This window comes from Helicobacter mehlei, from assembly GCF_003660265.1.
GTDB lineage: Bacteria > Campylobacterota > Campylobacteria > Campylobacterales > Helicobacteraceae > Helicobacter > Helicobacter mehlei.
In genome coordinates this window covers 1-17,287 of record NZ_QXQP01000012.1, presented here as the reverse complement: position 1 = coordinate 17,287, position 17,287 = coordinate 1, and the positions used below count along the sequence as shown (strand labels likewise).

The following is a 17,287-nucleotide window of genomic DNA, read 5'->3' as shown; positions in this document are numbered from 1 at the left end:
TTGCTATAAACCCTTTTATAAATTCAAATAGGAGAATAGATGAGCGAGGTTAATAATTTGTTGGCGCGCATCCAGCAACCTTTAAAGCGGATCAAGCAAAAGTTATTGGGGAGCATAGAGCGCAGGCTCGAGTATTTTGAATATAAAATGTCAGTGAGCCACATGATCGCAAGTTGCGTACGCCACCCTGAGGATCGTGTCTTGCTCCATACTGCTCTCATTAATAGCGATGGTGTACATGCAAAAACACGGATCGTGATTGATTCGCGTCCTAGTTGCGTGGAGATGATGGATGCGTATTTAAATTGGGTGCGCCCCGTGGCCATGCCTTATTTGGTCCGCATCGCTACTCAGGGTGATGGCGGGTATGTGATGTCCCCCCCCCCCCCCCCCAATTCTGAAAGGCAACCCAAAGCCGTTTCACTAGGGGTGAGCGAATCGTCCCCTTGGGATTTAGAGATGGCCAACATGGGGTACTTGGTCCTCCAATATGACGCCAGCATTGATCGGGGTCCCTATGTACATCCTAATATCCTCTTCCATAAAAAGTTTGTCGGCACGCAAAGCGATCACCAAACCACCACGCTAGAACAAATCATGCAAGATCACAGCTTTGATCCTAGCCTACACAATATTTTGCAAATTGACATTGAGGGGGCTGAATGGGATATTTTTGAAAAACTAGATTTTAGTATCTTAGAGAAATATTTTGCACAAATCATCATTGAGTTCCACTGGTGCGATCCGCGCAAACTAGAGCAAACCCGGCAACACCTCGCTGTCTTGGAAAAACTCCACCAAACGTTCCAGCCCATCCATCTACACTACAATAATTGTTGCACTTGCTTTTTCTACATCCAGGAGCGTTTCTTTTGCAATGTCTTTGAAGTGAGCTATTTGAGGCGGGATTTAGTCCCCCCAAATTTGCCCTTGCGCGAAACTTGCGGGGATATTGCCGGGCTAGATTACCCCAATGATGAACGACTCCCCGATGTGCCCATTCGTTTTGCACTAAATTAAATAAGTTTTGTCCATCGTGCCTCACTTTGCCTTAGCTACCGGTTTTAAATCTAGGGCTTATCAAATCCTCTAGTTTCAGCTATAATAAGGCAAATTGATAGAAAAGGTTTTTGTGTGGTCAAAAATGTATTTGAAAAGATTGTAGCAGGGGAGATTCCGTGTCAAAAGGTGTTGGAAAATGAGGCATTTTTAGCCTTTGAGGATATCAACCCCAAAGCCCCGGTTCATGTGTTGGTGATCCCCAAAGTGGGTGTGAAAGATTTTAATGCCATCACCCCAGAGCTGATGGCCAACATGAGCGCGTTTATCTTGGAGGTGGTCGCCAAATTGGGGATCAAAGAGAGCGGGTATCGCCTCATCACTAATGTTGGCGCAGATGGCGGGCAGGAAGTGCCCCATTTGCATTTCCATATCTTAGGAGGAGCCAAGCTCACATGGCCCAAACTCTTTTAGAGACTCCTAAGTCCAGCCAAAGGTTTTTAGACTCGATCTTTGCGCCCCTTTTAGTCCCCACTAGCAAGCAAGAACAGCTTGCTCAAATCCGCTCCAGCGTGGTGCTCAAAAAGGGTGTGCGTTACTTTGATTGGACAGCCTCAGGGCTGGCTAGCACCCTGATTGAAAAACGCCTAGCCAAGCTTTTACCCTTTTATGCCAACGCCCACTCAGGGCATGCCAAACACGCTAACTGGATGCAAGAGGTGTATTTACACAGCAAGCAGAGCATTAAAAAGAGTTTGGGACTAGGAGAGGATTTTGTGATCTTAACAAGTGGTTTTGGGGCCAGCCATGCGATCAAGCGTTTTCAAGAAATTTTGGGGGTCTATATCCCCCCTAAAGCGAGGCATTTGTTCCAAATACAGGACTCAGACTTGCCACAAGTGATCATCGGTCCCTTTGAGCACCATTCCAATGAAATTAGTTGGCGGGAGGGTTTGTGTGAGGTGGTGCGCTTGCCACTCAACAATGTGGGCTTGTTTGATATGCAGTCTTTAGAGCAGGCCTTACAAGAAGCCATTAAGCATGCCAAAACTCCCATTGTTTCTATCGGGGTTGCTTCCAATGTGACCGGGCTTGTTGTCCCCTATGAGTCCATCTCTAAACTTTGCCAACAATACAAGGCAACTCTAGCCTTTGATTTAGCCGCCTTTGCGCCCCACCAGAATTTGGGGGATTTAAATTTAGATGCATGTTTTGTAGCCGCCCATAAGTTTTTAGGCGGGGTGGGGGCTTGTGGGCTTTTGGGGATCAAAAAGAATCTTATCGACACGCAGTTACCCCCCAGCTTTAGTGGGGGTGGGGTGGTCAAGTATGTGAGTCGGAGTAGCCAAGAATATATTGATGCGGTGGATTTAAGAGAAGAGTTTGGCACTTATGGTCTAACCCAGCTTTTAAGGGCGGCTTTGGCTTTGCAATTACGCAATGAGTTAGGATTAGCCCATATCAAAGCGCGTGAAAGCATGCTCTCTAAAGTCTTCATGCATGCCTTAAGACAAATCCCGGCTATTAGCATTTATGGCAATTTGCAGGCAGAGAGGCTAGGCAATGTGGCTTTCAATGCAAGTGGGGTGTCTTGCTATGCGCTGGCGCAATTACTCAGTTATGATTATGGCATTGAAACAAGGGCGGGGTGCAGTTGTGCCGGACCCTATGGACATGATCTCTTGGGGCTTGAGGATAGTAGCTTTGGGGTCTTGCAAGAGAGAGGAGAAAAGCCGGGTTGGTTGCGTGTGAGTTTGCATTACAGCCACACCTTAGAGGATGTGGATTACTTGGTTGAGAGCCTCAAAAGGGCGATCAAAACATTGCGCGGAGGTTGATATGGAACTACCAGAAGAAAACACTTGGATTCAATTAGAAGAGTTTTTAGAGATTTCTAAACTGCCCAAAGAGCGGGTTTTAGCCCTCATTGAAGAACAGAGCATTGTGAGCAAGCATGATGAGGAACGCATTTGGGTGGATTTGCATAGTGCTGCCCAAGCTCTAGCTAAACGCATGGTGGGCAAGAATGTTACTCCAGCGGCTAAAGCGGGTTACCCCGCCTTGCTAGAAAGCATGAACAACAATTTAGACCCCGTGTTTGTAGAAAAGACCATCAACACTATTTTGGGCTTGCATGATAAGGTGGTAGGGGCTAAAGATGAAACCATCAATGCTTATAAAAATGAAAACATGTTTTTAAAAGATGCGGTGATTGACATGCAGGAGGTCTATGAGGAGGACAAAAAGACGATTGCGGTTTTGCAAGAGGAATTAGCCAAAGTGCGTGAGGAGGTGGAGTTTATGAAACGCAAATACCGCCTCATGTGGGGTAAAGTGAGCGACATGGGGAGTGTCAAGTAAATTAGGGGATTTTGTTTAGGAGTTCTTGGAGCTTGGTGTTCAAGCGCGCGATCTCTTGGATTTTTTTGAGATGGGCCTTAAAGAGTTCGATAGGCTCGATCTCTTTGTTATGGAAGTTTAGCTTGATCTCCTCTAGTGTCTTTGGATCACAACGATCGTCTAAGGTGATCTTGTAACGCCTCCCGGCTATGGAGATCTCAATCACTTCGCCAAATTTAGAATCCGTCATACATCAATGACTTTTAAGATTTTGTCATAAAGTTCTTGTAAGCCCTTATCTTTGGCGGCGATTTCTTCATAGAGCGTGTTGAGCTGGCGATCTTTTTCCTCATTTTGGGTTGCCAGCGTGGCGTTTTTAAGCTGTAATTCTTTGTTTTCCTCCTCTAAGAGAGCGAGTTTGACCAGTAAATCATCGACCTTTTCATGGATTTTGTCTAAAATATCTACCCCCATGCACCATCCTTTGCTAAGATAAACCCGCATTATAGCAAAAAAACACGCTTAAGAATCCTTGTCAAAATTTATACGCCACTTCAAAGCGGGCGTTAAATCCGGGTTGCGCAATGGCGCGCACGACTTTATCGGTCGCCGGATCATCGGGGCTCATGATAAAGGGGGAGGCTTGATCGACATAATATTTGTTGAAAATATTGTTAAACACGGCCGAGAGCAAGAGCCCTTTAAAGCGTTTGAAGGGCATATCCCAATTCACATACAAGGAATGCACGCCATAGCCGGGTTTGTGCAATTTGACTAACCCAGGCCCATAACCGCCCTCATAGTTGGGGGCATAGATGTCATAGCCCAAATAATCTAAATTGGTTACAAAACGGGCTAGCCATGAGATATTGAGACCGGCACGCTTGAAGGTGTAATCAGCTTTAGCGATGATCACATTCCCCGTTGAGGCGGCTAGCTCATAGCTATCAGCCAGCAAATGTCCCTTGACAGTAGGCCAGCTCCTAGAGACAGCCACATCTAACATAAAACCCTTATATTTGAAAGTCCCGCCTACTTCGTAGCCATAAATTTGGATCATAGGCTTGAGATTACCCACTACCAAGACTTGGGCGTATTGGTTGATAAAGTTGCTAATGGTTTGGTAAAACCCAGCCGCACGCCCGCTAAAATACTTGCTTTGCCAATCGATATTAACCTCACTATTTTGCCCCACTTCAGGTTTGAGATTTTTCACATAACGCAAGTCTTGTTGGCGCATATACACTCCATCCCCGGGCAACGCCCCCCGGGTTACATAGGCATAGGAAAGTTTGATGCTCAAGGATTCTACCGGGTTGATCACCAAAGCTACACTCGGGCTAAATCCCTGTGTAACATGGAATTGCCAATCCTTGTCATAAAGGGTATAAACATCATAGCGAGTCCCCGCCCCCAAAGTCACGACCGGGTGGAAAGTGTAGTTGGCTTGGATATAACCCCCGTAAATATTCCCATTAGACTGCCCTCTTTGGCATAGGGGCTTGTTATCGCCGTAGTCTTTGACCTCAATATTATAGGAGCAATCTCTAATGATGGCAGACTTGGGGATACGGGCATCAAAGATACTCAAGTTTTGGTAGTTAAAGCCATATTCAAAGAGGTTATTGTTTAGGGCATTGATAGTGTGGGCAACCTTGAGATTAACCCCGGAGTTGTTTAAAAACACATTACGCGCTTGGGATGCGGGCAAATCTACATCTTCATAACTCTTCACCACGCTCCCATCTAAAAAATGCAAACCATTAGGGGCTTGGAGCAGTGTCCCCTTGGGGTTAAAGAGGGGGTCAAATTTGCCATTGCGGATACTCGCATAAGCAGTAATATCCAATTTGGGATCGCCAAATTTGCTCCCTGCTTCCCGCACATACTTTAAAGACACATTGTGAGCGACATTCACGCTATGGAATAAAAACTTAGTGAAGTCGATCGAAACGAGCGGATCATCGGGGTCTTGGGCAACACCAATCGCATTAGAACGCAAAGGGCGGGTGGCGGAGTCGCGAGTCATGTTATAGCTCAAGGTGAGCGTATCTCTTTCGCTGATATAGCCATTCATTTTCACCATGATATTATTTTGTTCGCTGGGCGTGCCAATTTCTTTGTCTTGCGCGGTGGGGTGGAAAAGATTTTTAAAGGCATAATTGCCATTGCGGTAATAAAAAATATTTTGGTGGGTGTAGTAGGCGAGCACATCGATATAAGTCCCCTGCCATGCGATCGTGGCGTTTTCACGATCCCCAAAGTTTGTAAAAAACGAGGCTGAAGCCGAGGCGGCGTAACTTTTACCTTTGGGGATAAAATCGGCCGCCCCCTTGGTTTCCATTGCAATCGCTCCGGCCATTGCTCCGGGCCCCGCACTGGCGTTAGCTGCCCCCTTGGTAACAATTACACTCTTAAGCATTTGGGGATCGATCACCGTATTGCCTTGGTGGTGGTAGATATTGCCATTTTGGGCCGCCCCATCCACCGTAACCCTCAAAAGGCGATCTTCAATGCCCCGCACATAGATTTTCTGCCCCATCACGCCCCCGCCACCGACATTCACATCTGGATTTGTGCGGAACATATCATCAACTTGGTTGCTCTGCCTTTGGGCCAGTTCCTTAGAACCCACTACAAATTCATTATTGTAAGTGAAAATGCGCTCCCCCTGCGTGGTAACTTTGCTCAATGTGTGTTCTTCTTCTGCGTTTAAAGCAACAAGAGAAACTAGCATCGCCACCAACGGGCTAAAACCCGATTGTCTATTTGTTTTATGCATTAAAGGAACTCCTAGAAGTCTTATTTTTTGAGCGATATTTATATAGTAAGAATTATAAGTATTATCTTAATCTGTGTGAATCATACTCAACAAGCGTATCTTTATAAAAAATTTAGCAAGGATTGGGTAAAAAGCCCTTATCAAATTCTGATCCCAAAGGTGAAGCGTGTCTTTATTAGTCTCTCAAGAATGTATTGCGTGCGATGCGTGTCGCGAGGAATGCCCCACAGAAGCTATTGATGAAAATGACCCGATTTACAGCATTGACCCCGATCGTTGCACCGAATGCGTGGGTTATAGCGATGAACCTGGTTGCGTGAGCGTGTGTCCGGTCGATGCTATCGTGCCCGACCCCCATAACGCAGAAAGCCCCGAAGAACTCCAACAAAAATATCAGGCCTTACAAGACGAAAATTAGCCATGGCAAAGATCACGGCTGTCATTGACATCGGGTCTAATTCGGTGCGCATGGCAATTTTCAAAAAAACAAGCCAATTTGGGTTTTATTTACTCTATGAGATCAAATCCAAAGTGCGCATTTCACAGGGCACTTATGCCCGCAAGGGAGCATTGCAAAAAGCCCCCATGAAGCGAGCATTAAAAGCCTTGAGCGAATTTAAAGAGATCGCCCAAAAATACAAGAGTCGTAAAATCCTCTGCGTGGCGACCAGTGCGGTGCGTGATGCGCCCAACTCTAAGGAATTTGTCGCTTTGGTGAAACGCTTATGCGATCTGCAAGTTAAGGTGATTGATGGCTATAAAGAAGCCTTTTATGGGGGCGTGGCGTGCGCAAATTTATTGCACCATAAAGATGGGATCACCATTGATATTGGCGGGGGGAGCACAGAATGCGCCCTGATTGAAGATGGCAAGATTAGAGATTTGATCTCGCTCAATTTGGGCACGATTCGCCTAAAAGAACTCTTTTTTGACAAGCACCTCAAAGCTGGTTTGGCTAAAGACTTTATTAGAGAGGAGATCAAAAAAATTCCCGCTCATTTCAAAACCACCCATATTTTTGGCGTGGGAGGCACGATCCGCGCTTTGGCTAAGGTCGTGATGCAACACAATAACTACCCCATCGATGTCATCCATGGCTTTGAGATGGGTGTTAGGCAAAATTGGGCTTTGATGCAAGAGATCATCCACACTCCCGAAGAGGATTTAGAGGGCTTGGGCGTGAGTGCGGATCGCCAAGATACCATTAGGAGTGGGACTCTCATTTTTACCATGCTCTTGGAGCATTTCAACGCCCAAATGGTGGTAACTAGCGGTGTTGGTGTGCGTGAGGGTGTGTTTTTGAGCGACATGCTCAGAAACCACAACTACACCTTCCCCAACAATATCAATCCCTCGATCTTGTCCTTGTTGGATCGCTTTTTGCCCCACTCCAAGCACAGCCAAGAGGTCAAAAAAGCGTGTAGTAAACTCTTTGAAGTCTTAAAACCCCTGCATGGCATTGAGGACAAATACCTCTATCACCTCAAAATCGCCGGACAACTTTCCAGCATTGGCAAGGTTTTAAACTTTTATGATGCCCACAAACATGGGGCTTATTTGAGTCTGCACTCTTTGAGCTATGGATTCTCACACCAAGATCGCGCCATTATCTGCTTGCTCGTGCAATTTAGCCATAAAAAAATCCCTAAAGATAGCAATATTGCCCACATTAATTCTATCATGCCCCCAATCTTAACCTTGCAGTGGCTCAGTTTCATCTTGGGGCTAGCCGAAGCCCTTTGTTTAATCAGTGTCCCCAAAGACACGCAATATAGCCTCAAAAATAAAACCCTCAACATCAAGAGCCAGAAAAATTTTTATCTCTGCCAAGAGGCGGTCGCCAAGCTTGCCCAACCCATCCCTCTAAGCATTGAATTTACATGAACATTGCTATTATTAGGCTTTCAGCGTTGGGCGATGTGGTGGTGAGTGCGGTGTTTTTGCCCTTTATCAAGGAACATTACCCAGAGGCACGGATTCATTGGTTGATTGATGAAGCCTTTGCCCCTCTGCTCAAAAACTGCCCCTACATTGATGCATTACACGCTCTGCCCTATAAAAAAACCCTGCGTTCTAAAAACCCCTTTGCTATTGGGAAGTTTTATCGGGGTCTGCGCCATTTGGGGCTTTTTGATCTCATCATTGATATGCAGGGCTTGCTCAAATCTGCCCTCATTGGGTTTTTTTTGGCTAAAAAATCCCCAAAACGCTTTGTGGGCTTTGATGCGCGCTCCATTAAAGAACCCCTAGCCAGCCTCTTTTACACCCATAAGGTGCCAATTCCCTACCAAGAGCACATTTTAAAGCGCAACCAACGGGTGCTACAAGAGGGCTTAAGCGTGCTCTACCCCCACCAAACTTGGGAACAAACCCTGAATAAGCGCCACCTAGCCTTTTTTTGCCCCCCCAGTCCTCACGACTTAGGCACACAACCCTGCGTCTTATTCGTGCTGGAGAGCTCCAAGGCAACCAAGACTTACCCCCTAGATCGTTTCTGTGAATTGGGGCTTTTATTGAAAGATTGTAGCTTAAGCGTGGCGATTTTGTGGCATGCCCACCCCCAAAATGCCCAAAAACTCCACCAAACCCTAAGCCCCCACCTACCCACGATTTTACTCCCCCGTATGGATTTAGAGCAGGTCAAAACCCTCGTTTCATCAGTTAGTGTGGTGGTGGGCGGGGATACGGGCATTGTGCATTTGGCTTGGGCACTTAAAACCCCCTCTGTTACACTTTATGGCAACACCCCCCCCAAGCGTTTTAGTCTTGAGGGCGCGCGCCATATCTCTTTGTGTGGCAACCCACAGGCCAATTACCATAAAAAGGATTTTTCAATCCAAAACATCCTCCCCCTTGCGATCAAGGACGCGATTTTGCAGGTATTAGAAAGGTCATCATGTTAAAAGAAGGGTTGCTTAGAGAATGGCGTATTTTTTGTATCCACATTGTGGAGTGGTCGGTTAATTGTTTAGGCTGGATTTTAGCCAAAATGCCTCATAGATGCTTTGTGGGCTGTGTTAAGACTTTGGGGTTTGTGATGTTTAAACTGGATAGACGGCGTTATTTTGATGCTAAAGCTAACTTGGATTTTGCCTTTGGGGATAGCAAGAGCGAAGCAGAAAAACGAGCCATTATCCAGCGCGCTTATTGTAATTTTGCCTTCATTATCCTAGAGAGCGTGCGGGTGATCTTCTTGCCCAAGATTCAATACGATGCCCGCTTTACCCTCATCGATCAACAAAATGTTTTAGATTCCTTGGCACAAAATGGACAGGCAGTGGTGATGGGCATGCACTTTGGCTACTGGGAAGCGGTGGGCACTTCTTTGGCACAATATTATAGCCACTATAAGCGGGGCTGTTTGGGGCGTTTGACTAAATTTGCCCCCATTAACAACATGATCATCAAGAGGCGCGAGGCTTTCGGGGTTAAATTCATCAATAAAATCGGGGCATTTAAAGAACTTTTGAAAATTTACAATCAAGGTAAGGGTTTGGTGGGTATTTTGATCGATCAAAATATCTCACCCAAAGAGGGTGTTGTGGTGAAATTCTTTGGCCAAGAGGTCACCCACACCACGATTGCCTCCATCCTCTCAAGGCGTTACAATATTGACATTGTGGCGGTGATCATTGATTTTAATGAGGATTATAGCCATTTTACAGCCACCTACTACCCCCCAATCCGCGCTAAAAATACTGAAGATGCCCAAGCCGATATTTTAGAAGCCACCCAAGCCCAAGCCACTTTGAGCGAGCAGATCATTAGGGAACACCCTGAAAGTTGGTTTTGGTTCCACCGCCGTTTTAAAAGCACACATCCAGAGATTTATAGAAGAGTCCTCCCTTAAGAGGCGGGTTATCGTTTTAGCAAGATCATAACTGGAGAATAACCCTTTTGGTTTGCCCTATATGGGGCAATCAGTCTTTCTCTCCCTTGTTTCTTTTAAGATACCATTTTGGCAATTTTTCAAGCACATCACAACCAGAAAACATATCCATCATTTTACCAACACTGGATACATCCCAATTTTCTAAAGACTGGTTAAATTCCAAACACCCCAAAAACATCTTATGCATGTTTGTAACCTTAGACACATCCCACTTTTCCAAAGGCTGGTTGAAGTAGATACACACACGAAACATCGAATGCATATTAGTAACACTGGATACATCCCAATTTGAGATGTCATGGTTAAAGTATTTCAAACCACAGAACATCCTCGCCATATTTTTGACATGGCTAACATCCCAAGTCTCCAAGCCTCTGAAGTTTTGGCGTTCAAAATCTGCGTTGAAATTAATGCCGCCATCCCCATCAAACTCATGGTTGGAAAACACAAAACTCATATCCTCTACCGCATGCACATCAATCTCGCCCAAATGCACACTCTCATCTTTTACAAGTGCTTTAAGTGCGGCATTTGTCTTGGGGAAGTAGCGTTTAATCATCTGATTGGACATCTTGTTACCCCTGTGTCAATCTGGGCTTAGCAAATCCTTATCGATTTAAAGGCAATTACTTGTTGAGGATTTCCATAAATTTGTCTTCTAAAAGCTTCCTTCTGTCCTCTATAAAACCACCAAAATTCTCCAGCGATAAATCCACATTGGGAATCAGATGCCTTTGTAAAAAGCCCTCTCTATCTTGTCCGCAATTCTCATTGACCCATCGTTCTAAAGGTTTGTCATTTTTGGACTTGTTTTCATGTTCATCCAACATTTGGAGATTCACAAGGGAGTCGTAAATTTCAAAGGGCTTAAAATCCCCTTGCTCAGAGAGCTTTTGGTATTTTGCATAGGCACTTTGGGGGTGCAAGTGATCCTTGTGAAACTTGTGGCTGTAGTCTAGGTTAGGGTAGAGCAAGGCGAGCAAAGCGAAGGTTTTAGGGTCTTTGGAACGCACAAACAAGACATTATTCTCTAAAAACTCTGAATCCACATTTTGGTGGTATTTGCCCTCTGTTTCGATGGCTTTTTGGGGGAAGGGCATGTTTGCTTGGTCAAAATACACGCCACTTTGGGCATCAAATTCTTTAATGAAAGCCCTGCGCATGTTAGATAAGGTTGTGTCGCTACTTGCCCCTAAAGGTTTAAACACAATGGCGCGTAAAACCCAAGTCTTCATGGAGGCTCTGTTATCCTGTTGCCCTATGGAATGGACAATGTGGTCGCTCAAATTTTGGTGGTAAATGTAATAAACAAGGGGCAAGGCTAAATTATAGGCCCCAAGTGTTTCCCCACTCAAGCCAAAACTTTTGAGCAACTCAAATGTTTCCAAGAAAGCAACTTTAATCGCTTTCCATTTTTGCTCGACCGCTTGGATAAAACCGCTACCAAAACTTTTAATTTGGTAGCGGATGTCGTTGTGGAACAAAAATAAAAAGCCCTTTAAAATCAAATCCTTACTGGCATTCTCAAAACCTTTATTATTCTTGATCTGATCCACTAAATCATGGATTTCTGTCCGCGCATCAATCTCTTTCCAATTGGCAATGGCGACACTGAAGAGAATGTCAGCATATCCCAACGCTGTTCCTCCAGAATTGATGCGGATAAAGATATTCACCGCTTTTTCTGGGTTTTGATCTGTCTCCAAATAAAAATTAATCTTGGATTGGTCGGGTGTGTTAAAGATCAATGTGAAGAAATCCAATAGCCGTTTGCGTTCCTCTTTATTAAGCCCTTGCTCTATTGCAAAATCTAAGGCTTCATCCAAGTTTTTGAAATCATAGACCGCCCCACATCTAAACCATTTTTGCCCATGTTCATCTCCAAACACGGCTTCTGTCTTGTCGCGCTCGAGCCACAAAAATTCATATCCCACATCAGAAAGCTGTGTGGGTCTGCTTTGGGTGAGATTAAAATACAAATAGTTACTGGTGAAGTTTTTATCTTCATTTGTCCATTTCTTGTTGCGTTTGTGGATATCGTAACGCCCAAATAGTCCCAAGTAAAGAGAAGTGAGTCTTTGTTGCCCGTCCAAAATGGCGTAAAAATCCTTATGCCCTGCGGTTTCAAAATGTTGGTTATGGACTTTATGCACGGGTCTAAAATGTTGCAAAAAGTCATAAAACTTCCAAGATTTCTTGCTCTCATCCTTGACTTCCCAAAAGAGCATCGAGCTAATGGGGTAACCACGCATTAAGGAGTCAAATAATCTAGCCACTTGTTCAGGTCCCCAAACATACTCCCTTTGGAATGCGGGGATCAGGTACTCTCTGCTCTTAATCTTTTGCATTGCCTCATTAATGCTAACAGGGGATTGGAAACCTGCCATGTTTTACTCCTAGACTTTTTGCCAATTCTAGTGCCCCACCAATAAAAAATTCCTTAGTAAGTAGCAATTCTGTGATCCTCCATAGAAAGCCCATATTGAAAATGAATTGCACGAAGGTGGGCGAGAATTTAGCTGTTGCCCCCATATCATTTTTAGGGTTATTGATATCTTGGGCTTGTTGGGCGTAGTTTTGATTCATGGTTGAGCAAGTTTGGTTTTATTATTAGGATTGGTTGTAGTCCATTGGTGATTATCCGGAGTGGTGCTTTTACCCATTAACCAAGAACTCCCCCCAATCATCACGCCCGCAAAAACCCCAAAATGCGTTTATGCCTTTCATAAAAGTTGAAAAGGGCATCAATATCCACGCCGTAAAAAGATTGGCAGAGGTTTAATTGACAATACTCCAGTTAATAGAACTGAAATTCCACACATACAAAGCGTGTGATCTCCTCACGACCAAAGAGGTACGCCTAGTAGAAAATGTCGGGGCGTTGCAGTGTATAGAGGTTATTAGGGTGTTTGATGCACATAGGCGGGCATGTTTGCCACTCCGGTATACGAAATTGGGTGAGCAAAAGCCAACAGATCATATGAACATTGCCATCAACTCAGTCATAACCCAAACACATGCTCTTGCCTTCTCTGTAATTTTACTCAGCTGGTTGTAATGGCGCAAGCGCATCTTGTATGAGGTGTTGTAAATCCACTAACTTTTCCTTGAGCTCCTCTGCTCTATTGGGATCTCTTTTTGCTATCTTGGCAATTATAGATTCAATCTCGCGAAAACTTGCTTGCTTTTGCTGATTTGCTTGTTTTTCCAAGAATGTAAAGAGTGTGTCTAAATTATTCTTTGTCTCTTCTGTGAATTCGAGATTTGGAGTGTTCTTAAGGGCACTAGAGACTACGGCGGCTATTCCTGTTTTATCCTCACGATCCTTTGATTTGCAACTCCGCAAGCTAAATTTCTCCTGATCCTCTTGGCTAAAAAGAGACTCCAGTGTGGCATTTTCACGAGATCCACCTAAAGCCTCTGTAAGCGTAGTAATCCCAATATCCAGCATTTGTTTCGCTTCTTCTTCCATATTTTTGCCTGCTTGATCTCCATCCACAAGTAAGAAAGGATAATTAATGTCCAAGTCTTCAATAAAATTGCCAAGGGCTTCAACTTTCTCCTTTATTTCCTTGTTATTTCCACCGACCCCTCCAATGGGCAGGAATATGAATTGTGTGAATTGTTTTTTATCCCCCCTGTAGTTTTTCTGGTAAGCACCAAAGATATTATAATCCATGATACCCTCAACAAAAATCACCCTTTTATCCTTAAGGTGGAGTTTGGGAGTGCCAAGAGCCTCAAAGATTTCTTTTAAGGTATCGACTTTTCCATAGCTTGGCTGATGCAGGACAGAAAAATCATTAGCGATCCACGATCCCCTAGCCCCCTCTTTTGTATTTCTAACCACCATCCGCACCTCATTTAGATGATCCATGTCTAGCATATTAGGCGAGTGGGTGCTCACAATGAAAGTGATGCCCCGCCCTATTCCAAAGTCTCTAAGAAAACTCCCAAACTTTTTTTGAGCAGGGATACTTAGGCTATTTTCTGCCTCATCGATGAGCACAATATCGCCCTGTCTAATCTCATCCTTGTAGAGAAAATTAAAAAAGAAATGGAAGAATTTCTGAAATCCTTCACTTTGGCTATCTAGAGAGACAAGAGCGGGACTATCGTTCCTATCTTTGTTCTCGTACTTGTAGATATCAAACCCTACATCACCACCATCTCCAAGGCTTATCCCAAAAGCATAAGTCCCAGCCTTCTCATAGAGCTCATACATCGCATTAAATGGCCCATCAATTTTCTGTTTTATACGATCACAAATTTCTCTTTCTGCCGATCTTAAAGAGTTTAATTTTCCTTCTTCTAGCTTTTCTCTGTAGGCCTCTGTAATTGTGCTTGGTTTTTTATCCAAAACTTTAAATAACATTTTAAAAAATGCGGATTGTTCTACCCCCTGATAATTAATCCGCAACTCCTCATCTTTTACCTTGACCTCCTCATAAGCAAAAATTTTAGGAAAGGCAATGCCGGTCCCCTGAAAATCCCTATCATCACACTCTACTCTATCCAAACCGACCTTTTTTTTGTATGGCTTAAGCGCCACATTTTGATCTGTCTGTTTTTTAACTCCCGGCACATCGCCTTGTTTAAGCAACTCTTTTAATTCGGAAAGATTACCAGAACCACCAACACTAACCCTCACACCGGTTAGGCGTTTATCTCCTGTTTTGATATCTCTACCATCCTCAAAGACACGGATACATGCCGAAGAGTCTATTGCACAAGTGAGCACAATCCCGCCAAACTTTTCCAATTTAAAGAATATTGCTTCCCCCTGATCATTTTCACCATAAATGGCTTCGACTGGCTCACTAAACAACTCTTGGTACGATTCATCGTCTATTTTGTATCTTGTCCTAAACCAAGGTTGCTTAAAAAACTTGCTCGCTGGTTCGCGAAACCCAGAGATCGTGAAGACTTCTTTGAGCAAATCTTCATTGACAAGATACTCCACAGACACCCATGTCTCTCCAGCTTTAAGACCGGGAAAGTCAGGTTTATCTCTACCAGTGAGCTTGCCATCTCCCCATTCTGAAATCCCATCCAATACATTGCTCTTCCCCTCATTGTTGGCTCCGATAAGACAGATCAACCCCCCAGTTCCAATCACACCCAGATCAAGTCTTGTTTCGCATGTTTCAGATTTATTAGAACCATAGACCCCCAAATTCCTAAAGTCTTCAAACACAATTTTGCGTATGCCAGTGATACCCATGTTAAACCTTTTATTTTTTTTAATGTAAAGACCAAGATTATATAGAAAATCATATTTAGATGCAAATTTTAAGTCTTTAAGATTAACACTGCCCACAGCTAATGCTGGGGCATTTTGGGATCACCAAAGCTTCCTATTGAATGGACTAAGGGGATGCCCACCTTAACGCAAAAATTGCACACAATAAAAGAAACTGTACACAAGAAACATGAAGAAACCAAAAGCGCGCCTTGCAACGCCGCCTTTTAGAGCTCAAAAAAGAAGGACACGACATCTATTTATGCATTGAAACCTCCATGCGCCGGGGCTTTAATGATGTATTTGCACCCAAGAGCAAAGCTACACCACGGGGCTTTTTGGATTGCTTTTTAATGCCTCCCCCACACCCTTAAGTGATAAAATGAAAGTCCATTTGGGGGGGATTCCAAGATTTACAAGGCCTACCAAGCGGCCGAGGACATTTTTAGATTAACCAAGCAGAGCGAGCAACAAGAGGCCTTTATTAGGGCCATACGCGCCGATGAGAGCGGGACACCCTGCGCTCTTAAGCTGTCCTCAATGTGCATTAATTGGCTATTGAGTTGCCCCTTATGTTCCACCACAATCGCCACTCTTAAAAAGTCGCCAATAGCGGTTATATCCCCTTGCTTGCGTTTAATCTTGCTCTCAATACTCCCCACACTCTTAAGCAAATTCCCCGCCTCTAATGTGCTACTAGGCTGGCTTAATCCCTCTAAGAGTTGCTTAAAACCCTGCTCTTGCTCTTTGGCGGTGGTGTAAAGCTCTTGGGCTTGACTCTTAAGCTTGGGGGTGGTAGGGTTGTCTTGGGCGGTAGGTAGTTTAGGACTATAACCGCCTTGATAATTGGTGAAATTGCGATCGCTGTAAAAATCAAAAATCTTTTTACCATCGTTAAATTCATCTACTACCACCCTTAAGGTTATGCCATCTGGCTCTTTAAGCACATAGGCATAGCGCAAGGCATCGCCTCTAAGCTCAAAGCTGGTAGCGTCCATTTCTCCATGCCGCAACACAAAGCCCATATTTAAGAGTTCTGCACTATTTAGTCCGCCTGTTTTTTCTTCTCCAAAGTGTTTGATAAGGATTTTTCTAGCCCCTATTTTACGGCTACCCGTTTCTAAAGTGTAGAGCTCTTGTAAATCTTTGCCTTGTAGAGTAGTGGCGGGTATCTCACCACGAAATACCTTTAAAATCTCTTGTTGTTCAGAACTTAACGCGCTAGGATCTATTTTATTTAACTCTTCTTGGGCGTTGTTAGCTTTAGTTTGGGCTTGATTCTTAAGCTTGGGGGTGGTAGGGTTGGTATGCGGGTTCAAGCTTGAATCGCCTGCTCGGCTAGTAAAGGCTTGGATAAGGCTAGCGTTTTATTTTGTCTTGCAAATATTTTTCACGCAACTTGGGTATAAATGTACCTTATACTAATAAAGGAGATTAATGGATATATTTAGCCTTAAAGAATATGTTGGTTGGTTTGTACGGGTTGTGAGTAGCCCAGAGGGCATGGTTGAAGAAGGCATTTTTGTGGGTTACGATGGTCCTGCCTACGACCCCGAAGAAGAGAATGATGTCATTATGATCAAACATAAATACGGCTATACATGCTATAGAGCCCAAGACATCGCGGAGTTCATCCCCATACGAAAGGCGACTAAGGAGGAATACGAAGCGTGAAGTAACGGCACTTTTTATAAGAGCCAGCAGAGCATCCGCAAAAACTTATAGCTTAGAGAGAGTTAGAGGGTTTAGATCCCCTACCTTAAGGGCTGTAGCACACCTTACAACCTAGTAGGGGCGGACTAAACTCACTAAAGACAAGAGATGTGCACAGTTTGTATAAACCTTCCGGCGACTATTGTAAAGCCCGTGGGGGGGAGCGTATAATAAAAATGCTTAATCTCAAATTAAAAGCCAACGCCACTAAAGCCCTCATTAGAGAGCTAGAGGGGGGCTTACCTCCAGATGACCCACCCCCTTCAGGAGGAGGGGGAATATCCCCAAACCCCCATTTGGGGGATAGTGGGGGTAAAGG

The 17,287-nt window shown here is 44.3% G+C and carries 15 protein-coding genes and 1 pseudogene; 9 read left to right on the top strand and 7 right to left on the bottom strand.

Annotated elements, in window-relative coordinates; all coding sequences use genetic code 11:
* Positions 1–39 precede the first annotated feature (39 nt).
* The 4 genes from EAO36_RS08730 to EAO36_RS05085 all read left to right on the top strand — a co-directional run bounded on the left by EAO36_RS08730 (position 40) and on the right by EAO36_RS05085 (position 3,360).
* Positions 40–1,020 (top strand): FkbM family methyltransferase, encoded by a 981-nt coding sequence (locus EAO36_RS08730; protein WP_235852378.1) that lies wholly within the window; start codon positions 40–42, stop codon positions 1,018–1,020.
* Positions 1,021–1,134: 114 nt separating this feature from the next.
* A complete protein-coding gene (locus EAO36_RS05095) occupies positions 1,135–1,473 on the top strand; it encodes a histidine triad nucleotide-binding protein (RefSeq protein ID WP_120955789.1) in 339 nt (112 codons plus the stop codon).
* Positions 1,455–2,837 (top strand): aminotransferase class V-fold PLP-dependent enzyme, encoded by a 1,383-nt coding sequence (locus tag EAO36_RS05090; protein WP_120948435.1) that lies wholly within the window; start codon positions 1,455–1,457, stop codon positions 2,835–2,837. Before EAO36_RS05095 ends, EAO36_RS05090 begins: the two co-directional genes overlap by 19 nt.
* Before the next feature lies 1 nt (position 2,838).
* On the top strand, positions 2,839–3,360 hold the full coding sequence (locus EAO36_RS05085) for a DUF3972 domain-containing protein (RefSeq protein ID WP_104639908.1): 522 nt from the start codon (positions 2,839–2,841) through the stop codon (positions 3,358–3,360).
* A 1-nt stretch (position 3,361) separates the two neighbouring features.
* On the opposite strand, the gene EAO36_RS05080 is transcribed toward EAO36_RS05085, so the two are convergent.
* The 3 genes and pseudogenes from EAO36_RS05080 to EAO36_RS05070 form a co-directional block, all read right to left on the bottom strand.
* Complete coding sequence (locus EAO36_RS05080; RefSeq protein WP_120948436.1) at positions 3,362–3,589, bottom strand: hypothetical protein; 228 nt, start codon at positions 3,587–3,589, stop codon at positions 3,362–3,364.
* Positions 3,586–3,813 (bottom strand): DUF904 domain-containing protein, encoded by a 228-nt coding sequence (locus tag EAO36_RS05075; RefSeq protein WP_120948437.1) that lies wholly within the window; start codon positions 3,811–3,813, stop codon positions 3,586–3,588. Before EAO36_RS05075 ends, EAO36_RS05080 begins: the two co-directional genes overlap by 4 nt.
* 61 nt (positions 3,814–3,874) lie before the next feature.
* A pseudogene (locus EAO36_RS05070) lies at positions 3,875–6,043 on the bottom strand (TonB-dependent receptor); the annotation flags it as partial.
* Between the two features lie 244 nt (positions 6,044–6,287).
* Here EAO36_RS05070 and EAO36_RS05065 point away from each other — a divergent pair.
* The 4 genes from EAO36_RS05065 to EAO36_RS05050 are packed head-to-tail and all read left to right on the top strand — an operon-like array spanning position 6,288 to position 9,971.
* The gene (locus EAO36_RS05065; RefSeq protein ID WP_120948438.1) at positions 6,288–6,539 is read left to right on the top strand and encodes a YfhL family 4Fe-4S dicluster ferredoxin; all 252 of its coding nucleotides are present in this window, start codon (positions 6,288–6,290) and stop codon (positions 6,537–6,539) included.
* A 2-nt stretch (positions 6,540–6,541) separates the two neighbouring features.
* Positions 6,542–8,005: a Ppx/GppA phosphatase family protein gene (locus tag EAO36_RS05060; protein ID WP_120948439.1), complete on the top strand. Its 1,464-nt coding sequence runs from the start codon at positions 6,542–6,544 to the stop codon at positions 8,003–8,005.
* Complete coding sequence (gene waaC / locus EAO36_RS05055; protein ID WP_120948440.1) at positions 8,002–9,024, top strand: lipopolysaccharide heptosyltransferase I; 1,023 nt, start codon at positions 8,002–8,004, stop codon at positions 9,022–9,024. The genes EAO36_RS05060 and waaC overlap by 4 nt, the downstream gene beginning before the upstream one ends.
* The gene (locus tag EAO36_RS05050; protein WP_120948441.1) at positions 9,018–9,971 is read left to right on the top strand and encodes a lipid A biosynthesis lauroyl acyltransferase; all 954 of its coding nucleotides are present in this window, start codon (positions 9,018–9,020) and stop codon (positions 9,969–9,971) included. The genes waaC and EAO36_RS05050 overlap by 7 nt, the downstream gene beginning before the upstream one ends.
* A gap of 70 nt (positions 9,972–10,041) precedes the next feature.
* Here the strand turns inward: EAO36_RS05050 and EAO36_RS05045 are convergent, their stop codons facing one another.
* From EAO36_RS05045 to EAO36_RS05020, 4 genes are all read right to left on the bottom strand, one after another.
* Positions 10,042–10,584, bottom strand: coding sequence for a BspA family leucine-rich repeat surface protein (locus EAO36_RS05045; RefSeq protein WP_120955788.1), 543 nt, complete (start codon positions 10,582–10,584; stop codon positions 10,042–10,044).
* A 55-nt stretch (positions 10,585–10,639) separates the two neighbouring features.
* Positions 10,640–12,400, bottom strand: coding sequence for a DUF262 domain-containing protein (locus EAO36_RS05040; RefSeq protein WP_120955787.1), 1,761 nt, complete (start codon positions 12,398–12,400; stop codon positions 10,640–10,642).
* Between the two features lie 653 nt (positions 12,401–13,053).
* Positions 13,054–15,237, bottom strand: coding sequence for an AAA family ATPase (locus EAO36_RS05025; protein WP_162983266.1), 2,184 nt, complete (start codon positions 15,235–15,237; stop codon positions 13,054–13,056).
* Positions 15,238–15,677: 440 nt separating this feature from the next.
* Positions 15,678–16,574, bottom strand: coding sequence for a hypothetical protein (locus EAO36_RS05020; RefSeq protein ID WP_120955784.1), 897 nt, complete (start codon positions 16,572–16,574; stop codon positions 15,678–15,680).
* Between the two features lie 118 nt (positions 16,575–16,692).
* Between EAO36_RS05020 and EAO36_RS05015 the strand changes: the two genes are divergently transcribed.
* Entirely contained in the window at positions 16,693–16,929 is a 237-nt protein-coding gene (locus tag EAO36_RS05015; protein ID WP_120955783.1) for a hypothetical protein, read from the top strand.
* Positions 16,930–17,287 lie beyond the last annotated feature (358 nt).